Genomic DNA, 25,910 nt, shown 5'->3' with positions numbered 1-25,910 from the left:
CTTCCAGACCGGCACCGATCATCAGACCGCCTTCTGAGAAAGCAGACTGTGTACGTCCGTATACGATTTGCAGGAAAAGTTCGCGCATGGCTGTGTTGATAGCATCGCAAACGAGGTCAGTATTCAGGGCTTCGAGGATGGTCTTGCCCGGAAGGATTTCAGATGCCATAGCGGCAGAGTGAGTCATACCGGAGCAGCCGATAGTCTCGACCAGAGCTTCCTGGATGACACCTTCCTTAACGTTGAGGGTTAATTTACAAGCACCTTGCTGAGGAGCACACCAGCCGATACCGTGTGTCAAACCAGAGATGTCAACAATTTCTTTAGCTTTTACCCATTTACCTTCTTCGGGAATAGGAGCCGGTCCGTGGTTAGGACCCTTCTTTACAACACACATGTGTTCCACTTCGTGTGAATAAGTCATAATTAGCTCTTTTTTAGATTAGTTATATAATAAAAAAGTAAATCCACTTTTTCGGAATCGGTCACAAAGTTACTGCTTTTCCCCGTTTCTGGCAAACCTGTGATTTGACTTTTTTATTAAAAATAAGTAACGGACTGCCTATTTCTGGCCGAATGCAAAGTAGAGATTGCAGTTGTCGGGCTTTTGCAAATAAATTGTTCGGATTGCTTCGTTTTTTACGGGGAAGTTTCGATATTTGCTTACTCAAATTCCTAATATGTAAAAGACTGTTCCATTTCGTTTGGGTGTCCTCTTACGGTTGTGCACGGGTTGGGGATATTTTTTCTGTAGATGGAAATAGGTTGGCAAAACTTGAGTTAAACTATAATATAATAAGGATGGAAAGAATTGAAGTGACCGATGCAGCTTTGCGTCAGGCTGCGGCCGAAGGAATGGATGCATTTATCCAAGTGTTTACCGATGCCTATCGCAAGGTGACCGGAGGTGAACTTACGGCTGAAACGATGCCTTTGCTTACCGGCGAACAGCATACGTTGCTGGCCTATCAGATTTTCCGTGATGAGCTGATGGAGGGAGGTTTCTGTCAGTTGATACAGAATGGTTATGGCGGGTACATTTTTGTGAATCCCTTTGCCAAAGTGATGAGGCTTTGGGGGCTGGGTGACCTGAGCAAGATGGTGTATGCTGCGAAGAAAATCTACGATGCCCATCGCGAAGACCTGGAGCGCGAACGTACCGATGACGAATTTATGGCCATGTACGAGGACTATGAGGCTTTCGATGAATTGGAAGATGAATTTTTGGAGCGTGAGGAGGAATTTACGGCTCAGGTGGCGGCTTATGTCGACGAGCATCTGGAACTGTTTGCCACAATTGTATAGGTAGATTCCAAGGCTTCGATTGGTGATGTGAGAAACGGAAAAAGAACGGGAATGTGAACTCGAATTTCTGAATATTTGTTAATATGCGGCCGCTCCATGCAGTATTTTACTTAATCTTTCATTTAACCTTAAAAACAATGAAAAAATGAGGAGAGTCGTGTGTAACTCCATTCTTTTATCTAATTTTGCAAACCAAATTATTTATAAAAAGAAATGAAACAACTAAAATTTTTTGCGCTTGCCCTTACGCTGTTGATGGGCATTTCGTTGACTTCTTGTTTTAATGATGAGGATGATCCGATTGTTAAGATGTCATTGTTAGCCCGTTACGACGGTGGTTATTATGGTGCTTCGTTTACTACAGTAGATGGAGTTCGTTTGATACCGGCCGACCAGTCTGTGATGTTGACATTGACAGAAGGTTTGTATAGTATTTATTTCCAGTACAATCGCGATGAAGTACCCGAAGGTGCTAAAGAGATCACTATAACATTGTTGTCCGATCCGGCTCGTCTGGATCGACTTTATACGACTCCGGAAATGGGTACAGGTGTATCGAATGCTCCATTGTATGCTTTTGAGTATTCTTACAATTCTGGTTATGGTGAGGCTGTGGTTTGCCCGATGCTTTATGATAAGACTACTATGGTTTATCCGGCAATGTTCTGGCGTGCTACTGTTGCCGATGATGATGCTTATGAAGAAGAATTGGCTAAACATCAGTTTACAGTAACTTATGAGGTAAAACCTGCGGAACCTACAGTGCTTTATCTGTATGTTAATCACAATGTGACAGATGAGGCCGGTGAAGTCGTTAAGCGTACTGTGAACAACGTTGTGACTTACGAACTGAATATTCAAGCAGGTGTCGCAGCCATTGAAAGCGCAGGCCAGAAAATGTCGAAGATCATTATGATAGGTAAATGCAATTCTTCTTCCGACAATATGGAAGGAGCGCAAGAAGCGAGATTCGAAATAGATTGTTCTAAATATAATTTTGACTAATTGAACTACAAAAGTTTATTTCATACCGCACTTTTACTGATTTCCTCCCCGGCCCGTGCCTGGGAGGAAATTCGTTTGGAAGAGGATAGACGAACGGTGTTTACCGCCTTTGTCTATCCTATGATTGGTTTATGCGGTCTCTCCGTCTTCATCGGTTCGTTGCTGCTGAAGGGGTGGAGTGGTCCGGAGAGTTTTCAGTATGCCATGACGCAATGTTGTGCTGTGGCTGTGTCGTTGTTTGGCGGCTATTTCCTGGCAGCTTATCTTATCAACGCTTTGCGTGTCCGCTTGTTTATGCAGGACGATGATATTAACCTGACGCGTCAGTTTGCAGGATACGCCATGGTTGTACCTTTCCTGCTTCAGATCATTATTGGTGTATTGCCCGACTTCAATATCATCGCTATGTTATTGCAGTTCTACATTGTGTATGTAGTGTGGGAAGGCAGTCGCAGCCTGATGGAAGTAGAAGAGAAAGATCGTCTGCGTTTCACGGTGATTTCGTCGATACTGCTGATTGTTTGTCCGACAGTCATTCAGTTATTGTTCAACAAGCTGACATTGTTGCTGAACTGATCTGTTATTATTCATCATCTCTCATTATTCATTGTTGAAAATGAAACAAGCTCCTGTAAATATCAAGAACAAACGTGCTACGTTCGACTACGAGCTGATAGATACCTATACGGCAGGTATCGTGCTGACGGGCACTGAGATAAAGTCGATCCGGCTGGGAAAGGCCAGCTTGGTGGATACTTTCTGTTACTTCTCTAACGGCGAACTGTGGGTAAAGAACATGCATATAGCCGAGTATTTTTATGGCTCGTACAACAACCATTCGGCACGCAGGGAGCGGAAACTGTTGCTCAACCGTAAGGAATTGGATAAGTTGCAACGTGGTTCGAAGGATCCTGGTTTTACTATCATTCCTGTACGTATGTTTATCAACGAGAAAGGGTTGGCCAAAGTCGTGGTAGCTTTGGCTAAAGGTAAGAAACAGTACGACAAGCGTGAATCGCTCCGCGAAAAAGATGACAAGCGCGACATGGCGCGTATGTTTAAACGATAGAGTTCAGTTGGCGAGTGGAGAAGGCTACAGTTTACAAGATCTCGTAGTTTCGTTAACTTGCCAACTTGTTAACTTGTCAACTCAAAAACTCAGAAATTTAAAAACTCAAGAACCATGACTTTGCAAGAGTTGGTGAACAGACGCATCCTGATTCTGGATGGCGCCATGGGCACCATGATACAACAATACAACTTAACAGAGGAAGATTTTCGGGGAGAACGTTTTGCAGACCTTCCTGGACTGATGAAAGGCAACAACGACTTGTTGTGCCTGACGCGCCCCGACGTGATACAGGATATTCATCGTAAATATTTGGCAGCCGGTGCCGATATCATCGAAACCAATACCTTTAATTCTACCCGCATCAGTATGGCCGATTATCACACGCAGCATCTGGTTGACGAAATCAATCGTGCGGCGGTGAAACTGGCACGTAAACTGGCTGATGAATTTACTGCACTGACTCCCGACAAGTCTCGTTTCGTAGCTGGGTCGGTAGGGCCTACCAACAAGACTTGCTCGATGAGTCCCGATGTGAACAATCCGGCTTTTCGTTCGCTGACGTTCGACGAGCTGGCTGAGGCATATACGGAGCAGATGACAGCTTTGTTAGAGAGCGGTGTGGATGCTTTGCTGATTGAGACCATTTTCGATACACTGAATGCGAAAGCTGCCCTTTTTGCAGCCCGGCAGTCGATGGAGGCAACCGGAATATCTGTGCCGCTGATGCTTTCCGTCACTGTTTCTGATACGGGCGGACGTACGCTATCCGGTCAGACACTGGATGCTTTTCTAGCTTCGGTGCAGCATGCCGATATATTTTCAGTAGGTTTGAACTGTTCGTTTGGAGCGCGTCAGCTGAAACCTTTTTTGGAGCAGCTTGCTGCACGTGCACCTTATTATATTAGTGCTTATCCCAATGCGGGACTGCCCAACAGCTTGGGTAAGTATGATCAGTCGCCCGACGACATGGCCCGTGAGATACAGGAATACATTGACGAAGGACTGGTGAATATTGTAGGCGGCTGTTGCGGTACGACTGATGCTTATATCGCCCGTTTTGCCGAACTGGCATCCGGCGCGCGGCCTCACGTGCCCGCTCGCCGTCCGCAGCATTTATGGCTCTCGGGCTTGGAATTGCTCGAAGTAAAGCCTGAAAATAATTTCGTCAATGTGGGCGAGCGTTGCAACGTGGCAGGCTCACGCAAGTTTCTGCGACTGATAAACGAAAAGAAATATGAGGAAGCCCTCAGCATAGCCCGTCGGCAGGTGGAAGATGGGGCGCAGGTGATCGACATTAATATGGACGACGGTCTTCTTGATGCTGCACACGAAATGACGGTCTTTCTGAATCTGATTGCTTCCGAACCTGATATTGCCCGTGTGCCAGTAATGATAGATTCCTCGAAGTGGGAAGTGATTCTGGCTGGTTTAAAGTGCCTTCAAGGCAAATCGATTGTAAATTCCATTTCTTTAAAAGAGGGTGAAGAGAAGTTTCTGGAGCATGCCCGTATCATTCGTCGTTACGGAGCTGCTGTGGTAGTCATGGCTTTCGACGAGCAGGGGCAGGCTGATACGTTCGAACGGAAAACGGCTGTGTGTGAGCGGGCTTACCGTTTGCTGGTTGATAAAGCAGGGTTCGATCCGCACGACATTATTTTCGATCCCAATGTGTTAGCTGTGGCTACGGGAATGGAGGAACATAATAATTATGCGGTCGACTTTATCCGTGCAGCAGGATGGATACGAAAGAATTTACCTGGCGCCCACGTCAGTGGTGGAGTCAGCAATCTTTCTTTCTCGTTTCGGGGAAACAATTATATCCGCGAGGCGATGCATGCTGTGTTCCTGTATCATGCCATTCGCGAGGGGATGGATATGGGTATTGTCAATCCGGCTACTTCTGTGCTCTATACCGACATTCCGGCCGATATACTGGAGCGTATTGAGGACGTGGTGCTGAATCGTCGGCCTGATGCTGCCGAGCGGCTGATTGAGACGGCCGAACGTCTGAAGGCCGAGGCTGATGCAGCTAAAGCAGCTGCTGCAGATGGGGTTGTGCAGGCTGTAACTCGTTCGCAGCAATCGTGGAGGGAAGGTACTACGGTAGAAGAGCGGTTGAAATATGCTCTGACTAAAGGAATAGGCGATTATCTGGAAGAAGACTTGGCAGAAGCCTTGCAGAAATATCCCAAGGCTGTAGATATTATTGAAGGTCCGCTGATGGCAGGTATGAATCATGTAGGCGATCTGTTTGGAGCTGGTAAGATGTTTCTGCCTCAGGTGGTGAAGACTGCTCGCACCATGAAGAAGGCTGTTGCTATTCTGCAACCTGTTATCGAGTCGGAGAAGCAGGCCGGAGCAGCTTCAGCAGGAAAAGTGCTGCTTGCTACGGTGAAAGGTGATGTGCACGACATCGGAAAGAATATCGTTTCGGTAGTTATGGCTTGTAACGGTTACGAGATTGTAGACCTTGGGGTTATGGTACCTGCCGAAGTCATTGTGCAACGTGCCGTTGAAGAGAAAGTGGACATGATTGGTCTGAGTGGTCTGATAACTCCTTCTTTGGAAGAGATGGCTCATGTGGCTGCGGAACTGGAGAAAGCAGGTCTTGATATTCCACTGATGATTGGTGGTGCTACTACTTCGCAACTGCATACCGCTTTGAAGATTGCGCCGGTCTACCATGCTCCGGTGATCTATTTGAAAGATGCTTCGCAGAATGCAACAGTGGCTGCCCGTTTGATGAATGCAAATGCCAGACGTGAGTTGCAGGCTGAGCTGGACGAAACTTACCGCCAGTTGCGTGAAAAAAGTGGAGAGCAGCAGGTGAAAACCGTTTCACTGGAAGAGGCGCGTGCCAACAGGCTGAAACTGTTTTAAGCTGCGATTCCGTTTTTTAATTGTGACGCAATAATAAAATTAATTTGTATTGGAGACCTTTTTTATGCCGAATGTTGTCTACTATCTATCAGAAGGTAGGCAACATTTGAGTTTTTTAAGGAAGCGTTTTTACTTTATTTTCTTTTTGTATTGTTCGTATCGTGAGGTCACTTCGCGAACAAAGTTATACGTTTCGATTCCTCGGAAATAGCCGTTTTTGCAGACAGGGTCGGTAAAGTATTCTTCGTCGCTTTTCAGTAAGATGTAGTTTTCTACATTGTTTTGCCAAATGTATTTGTTCTTTCCGTATTTTTCGGCCAAAGCCATCGCGTCGAGTACGTGTCCGATACCGGAGTTGTAAGCTGCGAGTACAAATTTGGTCTGTTCTTCTTCGGGAACAGCTGCAAAACTCTGGGCGGTGGACGCGATGTATTTTACTGCGGCTTTGATACTTTCTTCCGGATTTTGTTCTTTGCCCGGCGGGACTCCCATGGCGCGTGCTGTGGCAGGCATCAGCTGCATCAGGCCCTTGGCGCCTGCCCACGATACGGCAGTACTGTCGAAGTTGGACTCGGTGTAAGCAAGGGAAGCAAGCAGTCGCCAATCCCAGTTTATCTGGGGTGCATATTTTTTGAACAGATGATCGTAATGGGATATTTTCCCTTCACGTAACGACAGGATGGGAGAGTGGGGCACAGATTTGCTGTGCTCGAAATATCGCTTCATGCTGACCGTGTAGGCTGGTGATGTCATGTTCTCTTTGTGCCATCGGTTGGCGGCTTCGGCTAGTTGCACAGAGCTTTTCCGTACAGCCCAAGAGGCACGCTGGTCAAAGCTAATAGAGAGTTGGATATTCAGATTGGGGTAATAGGTTCGGTTGAGGCGTGCTACGTCGTTGTCGGCAATCGTATAGGAGATTTTGCCTTGTGAAACCTGAGTGATAAGATCTTCCATTGTAATGCTGTCGCTGCTTACCTTGTGGATATGTATACCTCCGCCCAGTTCTTTATCCAAATTGACCAAACGCTCGTAATGTTTGCCGGGTTTGACGTATATGTCTTTACCTATCAGTTCCGTAACATCTTTCAACGGACGTTCTTTCCCGTTATTACGCTGAACAACGACCTGATGGGTGATGATTTCTTCACCGCAATAGGTCACACTGTCTTTCCATTCTTTGGTGATAGGCAGGTTGTAGGCTATCAGGTCGCCTTCGCCTGCCAGTAATTTGTGGATGAGGTCGTGCACATTTCTGGCTACTTTCACTTTTAGTTTGACACCCAGACTTTTGGCAAACTGTTCGCCCAATTCATATTGGAAGCCCATTTCTTGTCCGCGGTAGTTGAAGTAAGAGGTCGAACTGTATAGTGTGAGTACTACCAGTTCGCCACTGTCTTTGATCTGTTGTAGTTCGTCAAAGCCTGCTTCGGCTTCGGACGAACCTTGTTTTCCACGGCAACTTCCGAATAATATAAATATCAGGAGCGACAGGCACAAGCCGGCCGGAAATAGCAGGTGTCGTTTCCCCATCTTTTTTCTTGTTACAGATTAGTGATTCAAGTGTTTTTTGATGTACATCGTCAGAATGTTGATGGCTACCTGATTACTTCCCCCTTCAGGCACAATGAGGTCGGCATAGCGCTTGCAAGGTTCGATAAACTGTTGGTGCATAGGTTTCAGAACGCGTGTATAGCGTTCCATGACAGCTTCGGCTGTACGTCCTCTTTCTACGACATCGCGCTGGATGACACGGATGAGCCGTTCATCGGGGTCGGCATCAACGAAAATCTTTAAGTCCATCATATTGCGCAATTTCTTGTCGCATAGAGCCAGAATGCCTTCGATGATGATGACGTGGCGTGGTTCAATGTGGATGGTTTCCGGTTGGCGTGTACAGGTCAGGTAAGAATAAGTGGGCTGTTCGATGCTTTTTCCTTCGCGCAGCAGAGCTACGTGCTTGGAAAGTAGTGCCCAATCGAAAGCGTCAGGATGGTCGAAGTTGATATTCTGTCGTTCTTCGACGGGTACATGACTACTGTCCTTATAATATGAGTCCTGAGGGAGTAGAACAACTTCGCCGGCTGGCAGACTCTCGATGATTTTACGTACGACGGTGGTCTTTCCTGACCCGGTTCCGCCTGCAATTCCTATTATTAACATCCGTTTACATGTATATTTGAAACAAAACAAGTATTTTTGCAGTTGCTGAAAACAACTGCTTCGGCTGACAAATATACGTAAAAACATTAAAATAACAAAGTTATGGTCAAGCACATAGTATTATTTAAGTTGAAAAAGGAGGCTCCGACTGCCGAAAAGTTAGAGGCAATGAACAATTTTAAAAAAGCTATCGAAGCACTTCCTGCCAAAATATCGGTGATTCGGAAGATTGAAGTTGGATTGAATATGAACCCTTCGGAAGAGTGGAACATAGCTTTGTACAGTGAGTTCGATACATTGGACGACGTGAAGTATTATGCTTCGCACCCCGATCATGTGGCTGCTGGCAAGCTGATTGCCCATGTCAAGGAAAGCCGTGCTTGTGTAGATTATGAAATTGGATAAACCCTTGTAATTATTGAAATAACTGATGAAGAAAAGTTTGTTTTCGGTTCTGCTGCTGCTTCTAGCCGTGATGACCCAGGCGCAGATTCAGGAACCGGTAAAGTTTAAGACTGAATTAAAGAATGTTTCGGCCGATGAGGTTGAGATTGTTTTTTCGGCCACTATCGACAACGGCTGGCATGTGTATTCTACCGAGTTAGGTGACGGTGGCCCCATTTCTGCCACATTCAACACCGAGAAACTATCCGGTGCATCATTGGTTGGTAAACTGAAACCTGTAGGTAAGGAAGTATCAGCTTATGACCAGATGTTCGAAATGAAAGTGCGTTATTTTGAGCATACAGCTCAGTTTGTACAGAAATTGAAGTTGACCGGAGGTAACTATCAGATAGAAGGTTTCCTGGAGTATGGTGCTTGCAACGACGAGAATTGTCTTCCGCCTACGCAAGTGCCTTTTAATTTTTCTGGAAAGGCTGCCGGAAAAGCTTCCGTTGCCGAGAAAACGGATACAGCTGCAACGGAACAGGCACAGGTCACTGAGGAACTCGTAACGGAAGAAGCAGTTCCAGTTGATCCTGTTGAAAAGGTGACAGAGGGTACTGTAGATCTTTGGAAGCCGGTGATTGATGAATTGAAGGCAATGGGCGAAACATCTTCTGCTCAGGAAGATATGTCGTGGGTATACATATTTATTACGGGTTTCGTAGGAGGATTGCTTGCTTTGTTCACTCCTTGTGTATGGCCTATCATTCCCATGACGGTAAGTTTCTTCCTGAAACGTAGCAAAGATAAGAAGAAGGGTATTCGTGATGCATGGACGTATGGTGCTTCCATCGTAGTGATCTATGTAGCGTTAGGACTGATCATTACCGGTATTTTCGGGGCCAATGCGTTGAATGCTCTTTCTACAAATGCAATATTCAACATATTCTTCTGTCTGATGCTGGTTGTGTTTGCTGCTTCTTTCTTCGGAGCGTTTGAAATTACGCTTCCTTCCAAGTGGAGCAATGCTGTCGACAGTAAAGCTGAAAAGACTACAGGATTGCTGAGTATTTTCCTGATGGCTTTCACCTTATCGCTGGTATCTTTCTCGTGTACGGGTCCTATCATCGGATTTTTGCTGGTACAGGTATCTACGACGGGCAGTGTGATAGCTCCTGCTATCGGTATGTTGGGCTTTGCCATTGCTTTGGCATTGCCGTTTACGCTGTTTGCCCTGTTCCCGTCATGGCTGAAGTCGATGCCTAAATCGGGTGGCTGGATGAACGTCATTAAAGTGACGTTGGGTTTCCTCGAACTGGCTTTTGCGCTGAAATTCCTTTCTGTAGCCGATTTGGCATACGGATGGCGCATTTTGGATCGTGAAACTTTCCTGGCTTTGTGGATTGTTCTTTTTGCTTTATTGGGTTTCTATCTGTTGGGAAAGATCAAATTCCCGCACGATGACGACGATACCAAAGTTAGTGTGCCCCGTTTCTTTATGGCTCTGGCTTCACTGGCATTTGCGGTTTATATGGTTCCCGGTTTGTGGGGTGCTCCGCTGAAGGCTGTCAGTGCCTTTGCACCGCCGATGAAGACTCAAGACTTTAATCTTTATAATAACGAAGTACATGCCCAGTTCATGGATTACGATTTGGGTATGGAATATGCACGTCGCCAGGGTAAACCTGTCATGCTTGACTTTACCGGTTATGGATGTGTCAACTGCCGTAAGATGGAGCTGGCTGTATGGACCGACCAGAAAGTCAGTGATATTATCCGTAACGACTATGTACTTATCACATTATATGTAGACGATAAGACCCCGCTTCCTCAGCCGCAAAAGATTGTCGAAAACGGTACGGAACGTACATTGCGTACGGTAGGTGATAAGTGGAGCTATCTGCAACGTGTGAAGTTCGGTGCCAATGCCCAGCCATTCTATGTGCTGATTGACAACGAAGGTAAGCCGTTGAACAAGTCGTATTCTTACGATGAGGATATACCTAAGTACGTAGAATTCCTGCAGACGGGATTGGAGAATTATAAAATAGTGAAACAATAAAAATAAAGAGAATTTATGGGAGGATTTTTTGGGACAGTTGCCAAGGCAAGTTGTGTGGCTGATTTGTTTTACGGAACCGATTACAATTCGCATCTTGGCACAAAGCGTGGCGGTATGGCTACGTTTGATTCGGAACAGAAAACATTTGCACGCTCTATTCACAATCTGGAGAGTACTTATTTCCGGACGAAGTTTGAAGACGAACTGGACAAGTTTAAAGGAAATTCAGGTATTGGAATTATTAGCGATACCGATCCGCAGCCCATCATATTGAATTCCCATTTGGGACGTTTTGCCATTGTTACGGTAGCTAAGATTGCCAATTTGGCCGAACTGGAAGCTGAACTGCTAAGCCATAATATGCATTTTGCCGAGTTGAGTTCGGGGCAGACCAATCAGACTGAACTTGTGGCTTTGCTGATCATTCAAGGCCGGAACTTTGTGGAAGGCATTGAGAATGTTTACAAGCGTATTAAAGGGTCATGCTCTATGCTGTTGCTTACCGAAGATGGCATTATTGCTGCCCGTGACAAATGGGGACGTACTCCTATCGTTATAGGACGAAAAGAAGGAGCTTATGCAGCGACCAGTGAGTCAAGCAGTTTCCCCAATCTGGATTATGAGATTGACCGTTATTTAGGACCGGGAGAGATTGTCCGTCTTCGTGCCGATGGTGTGGAACAGTTGCGTAAGCCTGAAGATAAAATGCAGATTTGTTCTTTCTTGTGGGTATATTACGGCTTCCCTACTTCCTGCTACGAAGGTATTAATGTAGAAGAAGCACGTTTTACCAGCGGATTGAAGATGGGACAGACCGATACATCAGAGGTGGATTGTGCCTGCGGTATTCCCGATTCGGGCGTAGGTATGGCTTTGGGATATGCCGAAGGTAAGGGAGTACCTTATCATCGTGCTATATCCAAGTATACACCGACGTGGCCGCGCAGCTTTACTCCCAGTAAGCAGGAAATGCGTAATCTGGTGGCTAAGATGAAACTGATACCTAACCGTGCCATGTTGCAGGGAAAACGTTTGTTGTTCTGTGACGATTCGATTGTTCGTGGTACCCAGTTGCGCGACAATGTAAAGATTCTGTATGATTGTGGTGCGAAAGAGGTGCATATTCGTATTGCTTGTCCGCCGCTGATTTATGCTTGCCCGTTTGTCGGATTCACGGCTTCCAAGAGCCCGTTGGAATTGATTACACGTCGTATTATTAAGGAGCTGGAAGGCGATGAGAACAAGAACCTCGATAAGTACGCCACTACCGGTTCGCCTGAATACGAAAAGATGGTCGAGATTATCCGCGAACGTTTTGGGCTGACTTCATTGAAGTTCAATACGCTGGAAACACTGGTCGAATCTATTGGTTTGCCCAAATGTAAGCTGTGTACACACTGTTTTGATGGGAGCAGCTGTTTCTAAATGTAGCATTATTCATGGTTAAGTTCTTGAGTTTTTAAGTTGGCAAGTTAATAGTTATATTTCAACTCATAAACTCAAGAACTTACAAACTAATATTATCCGTTAATCATATGTCTTTAGTAGAGCGTTTTTTAAAGTATGTAAGTTTCGATACCCAGTCAAGTGAGGAGACGGGACTTACACCAAGTACTCCGGGGCAGATGACGTTTGCCGAGTATTTGAAGAGTGAACTGGAATCTTTAGGGTTGGAAGAAATCTCATTGGACGAGAACGGCTATCTGTTTGCTACGCTGCCGGCCAATGTCGACAAGGAATTGCCTGTGGTAGGCTTCATTGCCCACATGGACACCAGCCCCGACATGAGTGGAAAAGACGTGAAGCCGCGTACGGTGACCAATTATGACGGAACGGACATCGTGCTTTGTGCCGAAGAAAACATTGTGCTTTCTCCTTCGCGCTTTCCCGAACTGCTCGATCACAAGGGAGAAGACCTGATTGTGACCGATGGCAAAACGCTGCTGGGTGCCGATGATAAGGCTGGTATTGCCGAGATTGTTTCGGCTGTTGTCTATTTGCAGCAACATCCCGAAATCAAGCATGGTAAGATACGTATCGGGTTCAATCCTGACGAGGAGATCGGATTGGGAGCTCATAAGTTCGATGTAGAGAAGTTCGGTTGCGACTGGGCTTATACGATGGACGGAGGTGAAGTGGGCGAGCTGGAGTTCGAGAACTTCAACGCTGCTTCGGCCAAAATAGTTTTTAAAGGACGCAATGTACATCCGGGTTATGCCAAGAACAAGATGCTGAACTCGCTTCATGTGGCCAACCGTTTCATTTCTTTGCTTCCCGAAAACGAAACGCCCGAACATACCGAGGGATATGAAGGATTCTACCATCTGATTGGTATGAACGGCGAAGTAGAGCAGACTACCGTGTCTTACATCATCCGCGACCACGACCGTGTCCGTTTCGAGCAGCGCAAGCAGCGCATGGAACGTCTGACTGCATTTATCAATGCCGAATACGGTGAGGGAACTGCAGCTTTGGAATTGCATGACCAATATTACAACATGCGCGAGAAGATTGAGCCTGTGATGCACGTCATCGATATTGCTTTCGAGGCAATGAAGGCTGCAGGGGTAGAACCTCACGTGAAAGCCATCCGTGGTGGTACGGACGGAGCACAGCTTTCGTTCAAGGGATTGCCTTGCCCGAATATCTTCGCCGGCGGACTGAACTTCCACGGACGTTTCGAGTTCGTTCCTATTCAAAGCATGGAGAAGGCAATGAATGTCATTGTGAAAATTGCGGAAATCGTGGCAAAATAAGAATCTGACACTAAACTTTTTAAGAATATCATGAAAACAACTCCATTTACCGAAAAACATATCTCGCTGGGTGCCAAGATGCACGAGTTTGCGGGATACAACATGCCGATAGAATATTCTGGCATTATCGACGAACATCTTACTGTATGCCAGGGTGTAGGCGTATTCGATGTTTCCCACATGGGAGAATTTTGGGTGAAAGGCCCTCAAGCACTTGCTTTCTTGCAGAAAATAACGTCGAACAACGTAGCTGCTTTGACTCCCGTTACGGCCGATGCCCCGGGTAAAGTGCAATACAGTTGCTTCCCCAATGAGGATGGTGGTATTGTCGACGACTTGCTTGTCTACCAGTACGAACCCGAGAAGTATCTGTTGGTAGTAAATGCTTCCAACATCGAAAAAGACTGGAACTGGTGTGTAAGCCATAATACCGAAGGAGCTGAGTTGGAGAACGCTTCCGACCGTATGGCTCAGTTGGCTGTACAGGGTCCGAAGGCCATTCTTGCTTTGCAGAAACTGACTTCGATCGATCTTTCGGCCATACCTTATTATCATTTCACTCACGGTGAGTTTGCCGGTGTGAAGGATGTCATCATTTCCAATACCGGTTATACGGGTGCAGGTGGTTTCGAGTTGTATTTCTATCCGGAGGATGCCATGAAGATCTGGGATGCAGTTTTCGAGGCAGGAGCCGAATTCGGAATCAAACCCATCGGTCTGGGTGCACGCGATACACTGCGTCTGGAAATGGGATTCTGCCTGTATGGCAATGACCTGGACGACACGACTTCGCCTATTGAGGCAGGTTTGGGTTGGATAACGAAGTTTGTCGATGGAAAGAATTTCGTCAACCGTGCCATGCTGGAGCGCCAGAAGCAGGAAGGTACAGTGCGCAAACTGGTCGGCTTCGAGATGGTGGACCGTGGTATTCCCCGTCATGGTTATGGCCTGTTCAGTGCCGAAGGCGAGGAAATCGGTACGGTTACTTCGGGCACCATGTCGCCAACCCGTAAGATCGGTATCGGTATGGGCTATGTGAAGCCGGAATACAGCAAGCCGGGTACGGAGATCTGTATCGACATGCGTGGCCGGAAGCTGAAGGCTGTAGTGGTACGTCCGCCTTTCCGCAAATAAGATTGTTTCTCTGAAGAACGACGGATAAAATAAGAATATCCTGTCGGGGCAGTAATCAGACTGTTCTCGGCAGGATATTTTCGTTTTTATAAGTAGCTGTAATACAGTATACTTTTATAGCCGTTGAGAGACACTTGTGTTGCTCGCGAGCGACACTTGCACGGCTCGTGAGCAACACTTGCATGGCTCGCGAGCAACACAAGTGCGGCTCACGCCTCATGCAAGTATGATTCGCCCGTCAGGTTTGTATGCAGATAGCGATGCACAAATGTACTATGAAATTTGGTTAAAAAACCTATAATTCTTATCTTTGCACCCCTAATTCTAATTCATTCACTACATTCAATATTTATGGCTTTCACCAATAATGTTATGATTGTTCGCCACAAACTATTGGCGAAACTTGTTGATCTTTGGAATCAGAATCGTTTAATCGAGGAAATTGACCGTCTGCCTATCGAACTGAGTCCTCGTCGTGCGCGTCCGTTGGGACGTTGCTGTATCCACAAGGAACGTGCTGTGTACAAGTATAAGATGTTCCCCTTGCTGGGTTTTGACATGACAGACGAGAAAGACGAACTGACTCCGCTTTCCGAGTATGCCCGTCAGGCTTTGGAGAAGCGTCGTGAGTTGAAGGAGAATATTCTGTGTGTGATCGATGAGGCTTGTTCTTCGTGTGTGCAGGTGAACTACGAAGTGACCAACCTTTGCCGGGGATGTGTGGCCCGCAGTTGCTACATGAACTGTCCGAAGGATGCCATCCGTTTCAAGAAGAACGGCCAGGCTATGATCGACCACGATACGTGTATCAGTTGCGGTAAGTGTCACCAGAACTGTCCTTATCATGCTATTGTCTATATTCCTGTGCCTTGCGAAGAAGCTTGTCCGGTAAAGGCTATCAGCAAGAACGAGGACAATGTAGAGCACATCGACGAATCGAAATGTATCTATTGCGGTAAATGTCTGAACGCATGTCCTTTTGGTGCCATATTCGAGGTTTCGCAGGTGTTCGACATTCTGCAAGCTATCCGCGAAGGCGAACAGGTTGTAGCCATTCCGGCTCCGTCTGTTTTGGGACAGTTCAATTCTACCATCGAGGAAGTGTACGGAGCATTACGCAAGGTAGGCTTTGCCGATGTGATTGAAGTTGCGCAGGGAGCCATGGATACTGTGAGTCACGAGGCTGCCGAGTTGAAAGAAAAATTGGAAGAAGGACAGGCGTTTATGACAACGTCCTGCTGTCCGTCATATATAGAAATGGTCGAAAAGCATGTGCCCGAGCTGAAGAAATATGTTTCTACTACCGGTTCGCCCATGTATTATGCTGCCCGTATCGCCAAGCAGCGTTATCCCGAGGCAAAAGTTGTGTTTATCGGCCCGTGTGTGGCTAAACGCAAGGAGGCACGTCGCGATGAGTGCGTAGACTACGTAATGACATTCGAAGAAATCGCTTCCGTATTCGAAGGGTTCCACATTGACCTGAAGCAGACTCCGGCATACGCCGTAAGCTATACTTCTGTACGCGAGGCACACGGTTTCGCACAGGCAGGAGGTGTAGCAGGAGCTATTAAAGCTTATTTAGGCAAGGAGGCCGAAGGTATTCCTATGATACAGGTAGCCGACCTGAACAAGAAGAACATCGGATTGCTGCGTGCTGCTGCCAAGACAGGCAAGGTGCAGGGACGTTTCATCGAAGTGATGGCTTGCGAGGGTGGCTGTATTTCGGGTCCGAGTGCCCACAACGACTTTATGGCCGGACGCCGCCAGCTCAATCAGGAACTGCTGAAGCGTCGCGAGTCATACGAAAACAGAGACGGAGAATGATACGATGACTTCACAGAATCGGCTGAAGGAATACGTAGAGCGTCTGGAGGGCGGTGAGGCACTGTCCTCCGAAGCTTTACGCAGTTTGTTGGTGATGCCGGACGGCGATGCTTCCGCATATCTGCAGGAGTGTGCCCGTCGGGTAGCACAAAGCCGTTTCAGTACATCGGTTTACGTACGGGGACTGATTGAAGTCAGCAATTACTGTCGTAATAACTGCTATTATTGTGGCATCCGGAAAGGCAATCCTGAAGTGATGCGCTATCGGCTGGGGAAGGACGATATTTTAGAGTGTTGCCGTCATGGCTATTCGCTGGGATTTCGTACCTTTGTGTTGCAGGGTGGAGAAGACCCGCGGCAGACGGATGATTTCGTTGTGGATGTCGTTTCGGCTATCCGTGCCCTTTATCCCGACTGCGCCATCACGCTTTCGCTGGGTGAGAAGCCGCGCGAGGCATACGAGCGCTTCTTCCGGGCAGGTGCCAATCGCTATCTGCTCAGGCACGAGACGTATAATGCTGCCCATTACTGTCAGCTGCATCCCGCTGAAATGTCCCGCGACAACCGGTTGCGCTGTCTGCATGACCTGAAAGATATTGGCTATCAGACAGGAACAGGCATCATGGTAGGAAGTCCCGGGCAGACAGTTGATGACATTGTAGCCGATTTGCTTTTCATCCGCGAACTGGCTCCGCAGATGATTGGTATCGGGCCTTTCATTCCTCATCATGCTACACCTTTTGCCCTTGAGAAGGCTGGAAGTGTAGAACTGACGCTGCGCCTGTTGTCCATTCTGCGGTTGATGCATCCACGTGCACTGATTCCGGCTACTACCGCTCTGGCAACTTTGTCGCCCGAAGGACGGAATCGTGGCATATTGGCAGGTGCCAATGTCGTGATGCCCAATCTGTCTCCGCTGTCTGTGCGGCAAAAGTACGAACTTTACAACGATAAGGCTGCTTTGGGAGCCGAGTCGGCAGAAGGTTTGCAAGCTCTTCAGAAAGAATTGGATCGTATCGGTTACCGCATCGATTATGGAAGAGGAGACTATGTTTAATAAAGAATAAGATAAGAAAGGATCAAGATAATGGCTTATAATCCCCAATCGTCTATAGCGACAGAGTTTATCAATCACGAAGAAATACTTGATACACTGGAGTACGCCCGTCAGCATAAGGACGACCGTGTACTGATCAGTTCGCTGATAGAGAAGGCACGCGAGTGTCGCGGGCTTTCGCATCGCGAAGCGGCAGTGTTGCTCGAATGCGACCAGCCGGATCTGACGGAAGAACTTTTCCGTCTGGCCAAGGAAATCAAGCAGCGCTTCTACGGCAACCGTATTGTGATGTTTGCCCCGCTCTACCTTTCCAATTATTGTGTCAACAGCTGTGTTTATTGTCCTTATCATGTAAAGAACAAGACCATTGCCCGCAAGAAACTCACGCAGGAAGAAATACGCCGCGAAGTGATAGCCTTGCAAGACATGGGGCACAAGCGTCTGGCACTCGAAGCCGGCGAAGATCCTTTGCACAATCCGATAGAATATATCCTGGAGTCGATACAGACCATTTACAGTATTCATCACAAGAACGGAGCTATCCGCCGGGTGAATGTGAACATTGCTGCTACAACTGTCGAAAACTATCGCAAGCTGAAAGAGGCAGGCATCGGTACCTATATTCTTTTCCAGGAGACTTATCATAAGGAAAATTATGAGAAACTTCATCCGCGTGGACCGAAGAGCAATTATGCCTATCACACGGAAGCCATGGACCGTGCCATGCAGGCCGGTATCGATGATGTAGGCTTGGGAGTGCTTTTCGGACTGAATACATATCGTTACGATTTTGTAGGTTTGCTAATGCATGCCGAACACTTGGAAGCAGCGTTTGGCGTAGGTCCTCATACCATCAGCGTTCCCCGTATCTGCTCAGCCGACGACATTGATGCCAGCACCTTCGAGAATGCCATTTCCGACGAGACTTTCCAGAAGATTGTAGCTGTGATTCGCGTCAGTGTGCCTTATACAGGGATGATTATTTCGACACGAGAGTCGCAGAAGTCACGCGAGAAAGTGCTCGACATTGGTATTTCACAGATTAGCGGCGGTTCGCGTACCAGTGTGGGCGGTTATGCTGCGCCCGAATTGCCGGAAGAGAATTCCGCTCAGTTCGATGTAAGCGATACCCGGACGCTGGACGAAGTAGTCAACTGGTTGCTTCGTCTGGGCTACATTCCGAGCTTCTGTACAGCCTGTTACCGTGCCGGACGTACGGGTGACCGGTTCATGTCGCTGGTAAAAAGCGGTCAGATAGCCAATTGCTGTTTGCCTAATGCCTTGATTACCTTGCAGGAGTATCTGGAGGATTATGCGTCGGAAGAAACCCGTGAGTTGGGTAGGCGGATGATCAGGCAAGAGATGCAGCATGTTCCGAATGCAGCCATACGAACCCGAGCTTCCGAATATTTGGAACAGATCGTAAAAGGAGAGCGGGATTTCCGTTTCTGAAAGGTTGGATTTGAAAAAGTAGCTTGGTTATGAGACGATTGAAGTTGCTGGTTGTATTAGTCTGTTTAAGTTGGGTATGCTCTGCCTATTCCAACGAATCAGACCGCTTCTTCAACCGGTACAACTTTCATTTCATAACCGAACGTTTTGGACTTCCTTATAGTGTTGTGACAGACATTATTCAGGACTCTGACGGCTATATTTGGGCTGCTACTTACAACGGGCTTGCGCGTTATGATGGTTATCAGTTTCTGAATTATAATTCCCAGACACATCCTATTCGTTTGAAAAACGGATTTGTACATCACCTATGTGAAGACAAATTCAAGCGTTTGTGGGTTGCCACGGAAGGAGGTCTCGATTTGATAGACTTGAATACATACGCTTCCGTCCGGCTTCCTTTTCCTTCTGATACCATCCTTCATCGTTTGCAAAATAGCTTTATTCATACTATTTACAAAGACAAGAAAGATGATTTGTGGATAGCATGTAACAATGATTTGTGGCATCTTCGTCTGGATGCTAACGGGCAAGTGTGTGAATATCATGTACTGAGGTCAAAAGCCACTTCACCCATTCATGCTGTGGTGGATATGGGGGATTTTGTCTGTGCTGGCATTGATAATGAGATTTGTATAATAGAAAAGGTCGGTAACCATATTTTAAAGGCAGTTCCTTTGTCCGATGAACTGGTACCTTTCAGTGAAGACTGGCGCATATCCTGTTTACTGATGGATGGGGACTTTCTTTGGATTGGCTCCAATCGCGGACTGTTCAAATACAATCATTCTACCAAAAATCTGAAAAGATACCGTTACTCTACGCACCGTCCCGGTATGTTGAGTCAGGCTTATATCACGGATATCAAACTGACAGAATTGGGATATCTGATTGTTTCCACACTGAACGGATTGAATGTATACCATCGTGATACAGATACTTTCTCTTTCATTCGTCAAGGTAATACTCAAAATGGATCTGGCATTAACTGTAATGGCATCAATTGTATATTTACTTCTGGAGAAACCATTTGGTTAGGTACGGAGACTGGTGGCATTAACCTGCTTTCACCTAAACGATTGCAGACAGAAATGTGGGCATGCCCTTTATTGGGCAAGGAAGGTGAACATGCGGCGGCTAATGCCATAACCGAGGATGCTTCGGGTAATTTATGGATTGGTTTGGTAGAGAGAGGATTGGTAGAATGGAATCCGGCAACCAATTCGTATAAACGATATTTGTTCTCTCCGGGTGATATGACCTCGATCAGTAATAATACAATTAACGGTCTGTTTACAGCCGCAGACAATCATTTGTGGATTTATACGTGGGGAGTTGGTATCAACGACCTCGATCTGAACAAACCGGATGAAAGGAAATTCAAGCGATATACCCGTGAGGAATTTTCTACGTTGAAAGGCGATTTTATCAGTAGTGCTTGCGAGGATACCATCAATCGGGGAATCTGGTTTGGTTCCACTCGTGGAGTATTGTTTTACGATCGTGAAACAAATTCTTTTAGTAGAGTGTTGTTGGATAGGGTTACAAACGAATTCGAATCAATTCACGCACTTCTGATAGACAAGAAAAAACGTTTGTGGGTTGGTTCTTCACAGGGAGTGTTTATTATAGATTTGTTTTCGTTTGCCAAATCGCGTAAACGCTTCGATTATACATACCTGCGTTATAAGCTGGATGATCCCGAATCGGGAAAGATTGAAAAGATAAACAGTATTCTGGAGGACCATGAAGGCAATATCTGGTTGGGAGGGAATGGTAGCGGACTTTATAAGTTGTCAGATGACAAAAATGGACGTTTCAGTTTTAAAAACTATACAACGCAGCACGGACTTCCCAACAATACAGTATTAGGGATGACTGAAGACGGACAAGGCAATTTATGGATTGTAACATATGAGGGCCTGACAAAAGTCAATCCATATTCGATGACTTTTATCAGCTATACACAGTCCGACGGTTTGCCAACTGCACAGTTCTATTGGAATGGTATCTATTATTCGTCGCGAAACGATTTGTTATATCTGGCAACAACCAGCGGACTGCTTATTATTCATTCCGAAAATGAACTGTTACCATCAGGCATTCCCGAAGTGCGTTTATCATCGTTGACTGTGGCCGGAAATGTGGTTTATCCGTTGGACGGCAATTATTTGGAAGAGCCTGTTACGAAAGCTTCTAAAATTACTTTGCACGAAAGTGAAAGTCGTTTTTCAATTGGATTGACAACATGCAATTATGGCAATAACCGGCGGATTCGTTTTGCTTATCGTTTGAAAGGCTATGAAAAAGAATGGAATGAAACATTGCCGGGAGATTGTATGGTCAGATATACAGCTTTGCCTGCCGGAAATTATATATTGCAGGTGCGTGCTACCGATGAGTACGGACATTGGTCTGAATATGTTCGGGAAGTGCAGGTGCGTATTATACCTTATTTCTATAAGACAGTATGGTTCTACCTTTCGATTCTGATTCTGGCAGTATTGGGTGCCTGGTGGTTTTATCGACGTAAGACACGCCGCTTCCGCGAACAACGGATTGAACTGGAACAGAAGGTTGAGGAGCGTACTCAGAAATTAGCTGTTCAGAACAGACAGCTGGAGGAGATGGCACAACACGTGAAAGATGTAACAGAAGAGAAAATTGCCTTTTTTACCAATATTACCCATGAATTCCGTACTCCCGTTACGTTGATTCACGGACCGATTGAGCATGCGTTGAAAGAAGTGACCGACGAACATGTGAAGGCAGATTTGCAGATTGCTGAGCGCAATTCCAGTTATTTGCTTTCGTTGGTCAACGAACTGATGGACTTCAGGAAACTGGATATGGACAAAGTTACATTGGACAGGAAGCCTTGTCAGTTTGTTGCTCTTCTGTCCGAGTTATTATTGCCTTTTAAAGTATTTGCCAAAGAGCGGCAGATTGAGATCCGCTTTTTCTCACGAGTCAGTACTCCGTGGGTGTTACTTGATGCCGCTTACATGCGTAAAGCGTTGGTGAATCTCATTTCGAATGCCATTAAGTTTACGCCTGATCGGGGGCGCATTGACGTATTTGTTGCGTCTGTACGTGGAAAGGATGGTACCCCAATGCTTTATATTGATGTTTGCGATACGGGGCATGGTATTGTTGAAGAAGATATGGAAAAGATCTTCGACCGTTTCTTTCAGTCAAAGAAAAGTGTCAAGTATCCGGTGTACGGGCAAAGCGGTACGGGTATCGGATTGTTTTTGTGTCGGAAAATCGTAGAATTGCATGAAGGTACTATCCATGCACGCAATAATCATAGTAAGGGAGCTTCTTTCCGCATCTTGATGCCTTTTGTTCCAAGCGAAGAACTAGAATTGGTTGATGATAAAAAGGTATTGGAAGAAGCAAAGATTCTGGATGGGGAAAATTTAACGGGAGGTCAGAAGAAAGCAACTATTCTGATTGTAGAAGATAACAAGGACATGCGTTCCTATATCCGTACGTTGCTCGAAAGAGAGTATTGCCTACTCGAAGCAGAAAACGGGCAGGAAGCTCTTGAAACCATACAGCATCATAACGTCGATCTGATTGTCAGTGACCTGATGATGCCGGTGATGGATGGTTTGGAACTGTCGCGTCGTATAAAGGAAAATCTGGCAACTTCGCACATACCTTTCCTGATGCTGACTGCCATTCGTTCGGAAGCTCAGGAAAAAGAAAGTTATAAGATTGGGGTAGACGAGTATTTATGCAAGCCTTTCGATGCCGATATGTTGTTACTGCGTATTCGCAATATCCTGAATTTGCGTCAGAAATATAAAAAGATGTTTTCGGCCAGCAGCAATGTGGACGACCTTCCCATGAAGGAAGAATCCCGGGATCAGGTTTTCATTGCGCGGGCATTGGAGCTGATGCAGAAAAACTATGGCGATTCGGAATATGTGCTCGATAACTTTGTACGTGACATGGGGTACAGTAAAACGATGGTCAACAAAAAAATGCAGGCACTGACGGGACAACCTATCGGTCAGTTTATGAAAGGTTACCGTCTGAACATAGCACAGAAAATGATTCAGGAAAGTACGGGCGATTTCAATGTTTCCGAAATTGCTTATGCTGTGGGCTTCAACGACCCCAAGTATTTTACGAAGTGTTTTAAGGAATTCTTTGGTTATTTGCCTAGTAGCTTACTGAAGAAATAGCCTTTGTCGGGTTGAACTTTACTATATTCTGCCTAAACTTTTCTATTTTCCTCCATTCCATTGGCGAAAGTACTTATTTTTGCTGAAAAGAATATCAATCTTAAGTACTATCATGAAAATCAGAACAGTTTTCGTCCTTTTATTTTTATCAGTGTATACATTCTGTCTGGCTGGCAACCCCATTAGTGGTTTGTTGGAAAGAATAGATAAGGGTGCTTCACGCAAGTTTGCCATCGAGTTGAAAAAGGGAGAGAAAGATTTCTTCGAACTGGATCAACGGGGCAATAAAGTAGTGGTGCGTGGTAATAACTATGTGAATATAGCTACAGGTATCAACTGGTATCTGAAGTACTATGCAGGCATCCAGTTGTCATGGAATGGCATGACTGCCAAGTTACCTGATGTACTGCCGCCTGTCGGACAGAAAGAACGCCACGAAACGGATTTGTCTCTTCGTTACGACTTTAATTATTGTACTTATTCCTATACAATGGCTTTCTGGGATTGGGAACGCTGGGAAAAGGAGATTGACTGGATGGCCTTGCATGGCATCAACATGCCTTTGGCTGCAGTAGGACAGGAATGTATCTGGTTCAATATGCTTCAGAAACTTGGTTACACGAAGGAAGAAGTGAACCGCTTTATCGCCGGACCCGCTTTTCTGGCCTGGTGGGCGATGAACAACCTCGAAGGCTGGGGTGGCCCGAATCCCGATTCTTGGTATGTGCAGCAGGAAGCTTTGCAGAAAAGAATTCTGAAACGGATGCGCGAGTATGGCATTCGTCCTGTCTTCCCCGGTTATTCAGGCATGGTGCCTCACGATGCCGATGTGAAGTTGGGACTGAATGTGACCAAATCTGATCTGTGGAACGGATTTACCCGTCCGGCTTTCCTGCAACCTACCGATGAACGGTTTGCCGAGATTGCCGATCTGTATTACAGCGAACAGGAACGTTTGTTCGGAAAAGCCGATTTCTACTCTATGGATCCTTTCCACGAAGCTGAGAATGCAACTTCAGTCGATTTCGATGCGGCAGGAAAAGCCATTATGAATGCCATGAAGAAAGTCAATCCGAAGGCTGTATGGGTTGTACAGGGGTGGACCGAGAATCCGCGTCCGGAAATGATGAAAAATCTGAAGAATGGTGATCTGCTTATTTTGGACCTCTTCAGTGAGTGCCGTCCCATGTGGGGAATACCTTCTATCTGGAAGCGCGACAAGGGATACGAACAGCACGACTGGATCTTCTGCATGTTGCTGAATTTCGGTGGGAATGTAGGTTTGCATGGGCGTATGGATCAGTTACTCAATAATTTCTATCTGACTAAAAACAATCCGTTGGCTACCCATCTGAAGGGTATCGGTCTGACAATGGAGGGAAGTGAGAACAATCCGATGATGTTCGAACTGATGTGCGAGTTACCCTGGCGTCCGGAGAAATTCACCAAAGAAGCATGGCTGAAGGACTATCTGTTTGCCCGTTACGGGGTACGCGACGAGAAGATCGAACAGGCATGGACCCTACTGGCCAATACCATCTATAACTGTCCTTTCGGTAACAATCAGCAAGGCCCTCACGAATCCATTTTCTGCGGCCGTCCTTCGCTGAACAATTTCCAGGTATCAAGCTGGTCCAAGATGGCCAACTATTACGACCCGACAGTGACGGAAGAGGCTGCCCGCCTGTTGTTGGAAGTGGCCGACCGTTATCGTGGCAACAACAATTTCGAGTACGATCTGATAGACGTGGTTCGTCAGGCCATTGCCGATAAAGGACGCATCGTTTATAACCGTACGATAGCAGATTATAAGAGCTTCGACAAGAAAAGTTTTGCAGCCGATTCCCGCAAGTTCCTCGATATGCTCTTGTTGCAGGATCGTCTGTTGGGTACACGGAGCGAGTTCCGTGTCGGACGCTGGATAGAGCAGGCACGCAAATTGGGCAATACTCCTGAAGAAAAGAAACTCTATGAATGGAATGCCCGTGTGCAAATTACCACATGGGGCAATCGTGTCTGTGCCGACGAAGGCGGTCTGCGCGACTATGCCCACAAAGAATGGAACGGTATTTTACGCGATTTCTATTATAAACGCTGGGAAGCCTATTGGAAAACCTTGCAGGACGAACTGGACGGAAAACCAGCCGTAACTCTCGACTTTTATGCTATGGAAGAGCCTTGGACGCTAGCATCAAATCCTTATACTTCAGCACCCGAAGGCGATTGCATCGATGTAGCCAAAGAAGTGTTTGCCAAAGTATTTAAATGATGGAAAAGAAAAGACTCTTGTCGTTGGATGTATTGCGGGGACTGACGGTGTTCGGTATGATCGTAGTCAACAATGCCGGAGGCAGTCAGTCTTACGAATCGTTGCGCCATTCTGCATGGAATGGCCTGACTCCTTGCGACCTTGTATTTCCCTTCTTTCTGTTCATTATGGGGATATCCACATACATTGCGCTTCGCAAGTTCGATTTTCAGCCTTCAGCACCGGTCATCCGGAAGATACTGAAGCGTACCGTGCTCATTCTGCTTATCGGATGGGCCATCGGTTGGTTCGATTTTGCTTGTGAAGGCGATTTCTTTCCCTTTGCCCATTTACGATTGACTGGAGTGCTGC

At 46.3% G+C, this 25,910-nt stretch carries 17 protein-coding genes and 3 pseudogenes; 17 read left to right on the top strand and 3 right to left on the bottom strand.

Features of this window, described 5'->3' with window-relative positions:
* A pseudogene (locus QVP67_RS08410) lies at positions 1 to 424 on the bottom strand (iron-sulfur cluster assembly scaffold protein); the annotation flags it as partial.
* A 377-nt stretch (positions 425 to 801) separates the two neighbouring features.
* Between QVP67_RS08410 and QVP67_RS08405 the strand changes: the two are divergent.
* From QVP67_RS08405 to metH, 5 genes are all read left to right on the top strand, one after another.
* Positions 802 to 1,305: a DMP19 family protein gene (locus QVP67_RS08405; RefSeq protein ID WP_022163126.1), complete on the top strand. Its 504-nt coding sequence runs from the start codon at positions 802 to 804 to the stop codon at positions 1,303 to 1,305.
* Positions 1,306 to 1,518: 213 nt separating this feature from the next.
* Positions 1,519 to 2,310, top strand: coding sequence for a hypothetical protein (locus QVP67_RS08400; protein ID WP_022163125.1), 792 nt, complete (start codon positions 1,519 to 1,521; stop codon positions 2,308 to 2,310).
* Positions 2,311 to 2,886 carry a Yip1 family protein gene (locus QVP67_RS08395; protein ID WP_022163124.1) on the top strand — a complete coding sequence of 192 codons (576 nt, stop codon included), beginning with the start codon at positions 2,311 to 2,313 and terminating at the stop codon, positions 2,884 to 2,886.
* 40 nt (positions 2,887 to 2,926) lie between these two features.
* Positions 2,927 to 3,379 (top strand): SsrA-binding protein, encoded by a 453-nt coding sequence (gene smpB / locus QVP67_RS08390; RefSeq protein WP_022163123.1) that lies wholly within the window; start codon positions 2,927 to 2,929, stop codon positions 3,377 to 3,379.
* Between the two features lie 114 nt (positions 3,380 to 3,493).
* A complete protein-coding gene (gene metH, locus QVP67_RS08385; protein WP_022163122.1) occupies positions 3,494 to 6,262 on the top strand; it encodes a methionine synthase in 2,769 nt (922 codons plus the stop codon).
* Between the two features lie 129 nt (positions 6,263 to 6,391).
* Here the strand turns inward: metH and QVP67_RS08380 are convergent, their stop codons facing one another.
* Both QVP67_RS08380 and udk read right to left on the bottom strand, forming a co-directional pair.
* Positions 6,392 to 7,792: a transglycosylase SLT domain-containing protein gene (locus QVP67_RS08380; protein WP_022163121.1), complete on the bottom strand. Its 1,401-nt coding sequence runs from the start codon at positions 7,790 to 7,792 to the stop codon at positions 6,392 to 6,394.
* 18 nt (positions 7,793 to 7,810) lie between these two features.
* Positions 7,811 to 8,422 (bottom strand): uridine kinase, encoded by a 612-nt coding sequence (udk, locus tag QVP67_RS08375; protein ID WP_288180036.1) that lies wholly within the window; start codon positions 8,420 to 8,422, stop codon positions 7,811 to 7,813.
* 102 nt (positions 8,423 to 8,524) lie between these two features.
* On the opposite strand from udk, the gene QVP67_RS08370 reads away from it, so the two are divergent.
* The 12 genes and pseudogenes from QVP67_RS08370 to QVP67_RS08320 form a co-directional block, all read left to right on the top strand.
* Positions 8,525 to 8,827, top strand: a complete 303-nt coding sequence (locus tag QVP67_RS08370) for a Dabb family protein (RefSeq protein WP_022163119.1) — start codon at positions 8,525 to 8,527, stop codon at positions 8,825 to 8,827.
* 25 nt (positions 8,828 to 8,852) lie between these two features.
* Positions 8,853 to 9,315 (top strand): annotated as a pseudogene (locus QVP67_RS15715) (protein-disulfide reductase DsbD domain-containing protein); the annotation flags it as partial.
* Between the two features lie 107 nt (positions 9,316 to 9,422).
* Positions 9,423 to 10,871 (top strand): annotated as a pseudogene (locus QVP67_RS08365) (protein-disulfide reductase DsbD family protein); the annotation flags it as partial.
* A gap of 15 nt (positions 10,872 to 10,886) precedes the next feature.
* A complete protein-coding gene (locus QVP67_RS08360; RefSeq protein ID WP_022163117.1) occupies positions 10,887 to 12,296 on the top strand; it encodes an amidophosphoribosyltransferase in 1,410 nt (469 codons plus the stop codon).
* A gap of 110 nt (positions 12,297 to 12,406) precedes the next feature.
* A complete protein-coding gene (pepT, locus tag QVP67_RS08355) occupies positions 12,407 to 13,627 on the top strand; it encodes a peptidase T (RefSeq protein ID WP_022163116.1) in 1,221 nt (406 codons plus the stop codon).
* Between the two features lie 30 nt (positions 13,628 to 13,657).
* Complete coding sequence (gene gcvT / locus QVP67_RS08350) at positions 13,658 to 14,761, top strand: glycine cleavage system aminomethyltransferase GcvT (protein WP_022163115.1); 1,104 nt, start codon at positions 13,658 to 13,660, stop codon at positions 14,759 to 14,761.
* Positions 14,762 to 15,112: 351 nt separating this feature from the next.
* Complete coding sequence (locus QVP67_RS08345) at positions 15,113 to 16,585, top strand: monomeric [FeFe] hydrogenase (protein ID WP_287641293.1); 1,473 nt, start codon at positions 15,113 to 15,115, stop codon at positions 16,583 to 16,585.
* A 22-nt stretch (positions 16,586 to 16,607) separates the two neighbouring features.
* Positions 16,608 to 17,642: a [FeFe] hydrogenase H-cluster radical SAM maturase HydE gene (gene hydE / locus QVP67_RS08340; protein ID WP_288180038.1), complete on the top strand. Its 1,035-nt coding sequence runs from the start codon at positions 16,608 to 16,610 to the stop codon at positions 17,640 to 17,642.
* Between the two features lie 30 nt (positions 17,643 to 17,672).
* A complete protein-coding gene (gene hydG, locus QVP67_RS08335; RefSeq protein ID WP_022163112.1) occupies positions 17,673 to 19,094 on the top strand; it encodes a [FeFe] hydrogenase H-cluster radical SAM maturase HydG in 1,422 nt (473 codons plus the stop codon).
* A 29-nt stretch (positions 19,095 to 19,123) separates the two neighbouring features.
* The gene (locus QVP67_RS08330; protein WP_022163111.1) at positions 19,124 to 23,290 is read left to right on the top strand and encodes a two-component regulator propeller domain-containing protein; all 4,167 of its coding nucleotides are present in this window, start codon (positions 19,124 to 19,126) and stop codon (positions 23,288 to 23,290) included.
* 112 nt (positions 23,291 to 23,402) lie between these two features.
* Positions 23,403 to 25,559, top strand: a complete 2,157-nt coding sequence (locus QVP67_RS08325) for an alpha-N-acetylglucosaminidase (RefSeq protein WP_022163110.1) — start codon at positions 23,403 to 23,405, stop codon at positions 25,557 to 25,559.
* A partial coding sequence (locus QVP67_RS08320; RefSeq protein WP_288180035.1) for a heparan-alpha-glucosaminide N-acetyltransferase domain-containing protein occupies positions 25,559 to 25,910 on the top strand: 352 nt, incomplete at its 3' end. The genes QVP67_RS08325 and QVP67_RS08320, both read left to right, overlap by 1 nt.

This window comes from Bacteroides sp. CAG:633, from assembly GCF_000435115.1.
GTDB lineage: Bacteria > Bacteroidota > Bacteroidia > Bacteroidales > Bacteroidaceae > Bacteroides > Bacteroides ndongoniae.
The sequence above is the reverse complement of the archived record's forward strand: the minus strand, read 5'-3'. Positions and strand labels throughout refer to the sequence as shown.

What these genes read in the sequence shown, in the direction of transcription:
- QVP67_RS08405 (WP_022163126.1), top strand. Translation starts at nt 802, where the DNA reads ATGGAAAGAATTGAAGTGACCGATGCAGCTTTGCGTCAGGCTGCGGCC.
- QVP67_RS08400 (WP_022163125.1), top strand. Translation starts at nt 1,519, where the DNA reads ATGAAACAACTAAAATTTTTTGCGCTTGCCCTTACGCTGTTGATGGGC.
- smpB (WP_022163123.1), top strand. Translation starts at nt 2,927, where the DNA reads ATGAAACAAGCTCCTGTAAATATCAAGAACAAACGTGCTACGTTCGAC.
- metH (WP_022163122.1), top strand. Translation starts at nt 3,494, where the DNA reads ATGACTTTGCAAGAGTTGGTGAACAGACGCATCCTGATTCTGGATGGC.
- QVP67_RS08380 (WP_022163121.1), bottom strand. Translation starts at nt 7,792, where the DNA reads ATGGGGAAACGACACCTGCTATTTCCGGCCGGCTTGTGCCTGTCGCTC.
- udk (WP_288180036.1), bottom strand. Translation starts at nt 8,422, where the DNA reads ATGTTAATAATAGGAATTGCAGGCGGAACCGGGTCAGGAAAGACCACC.
- QVP67_RS08370 (WP_022163119.1), top strand. Translation starts at nt 8,525, where the DNA reads ATGGTCAAGCACATAGTATTATTTAAGTTGAAAAAGGAGGCTCCGACT.
- QVP67_RS08360 (WP_022163117.1), top strand. Translation starts at nt 10,887, where the DNA reads ATGGGAGGATTTTTTGGGACAGTTGCCAAGGCAAGTTGTGTGGCTGAT.
- pepT (WP_022163116.1), top strand. Translation starts at nt 12,407, where the DNA reads ATGTCTTTAGTAGAGCGTTTTTTAAAGTATGTAAGTTTCGATACCCAG.
- gcvT (WP_022163115.1), top strand. Translation starts at nt 13,658, where the DNA reads ATGAAAACAACTCCATTTACCGAAAAACATATCTCGCTGGGTGCCAAG.
- QVP67_RS08345 (WP_287641293.1), top strand. Translation starts at nt 15,113, where the DNA reads ATGGCTTTCACCAATAATGTTATGATTGTTCGCCACAAACTATTGGCG.
- hydG (WP_022163112.1), top strand. Translation starts at nt 17,673, where the DNA reads ATGGCTTATAATCCCCAATCGTCTATAGCGACAGAGTTTATCAATCAC.
- QVP67_RS08330 (WP_022163111.1), top strand. Translation starts at nt 19,124, where the DNA reads ATGAGACGATTGAAGTTGCTGGTTGTATTAGTCTGTTTAAGTTGGGTA.
- QVP67_RS08325 (WP_022163110.1), top strand. Translation starts at nt 23,403, where the DNA reads ATGAAAATCAGAACAGTTTTCGTCCTTTTATTTTTATCAGTGTATACA.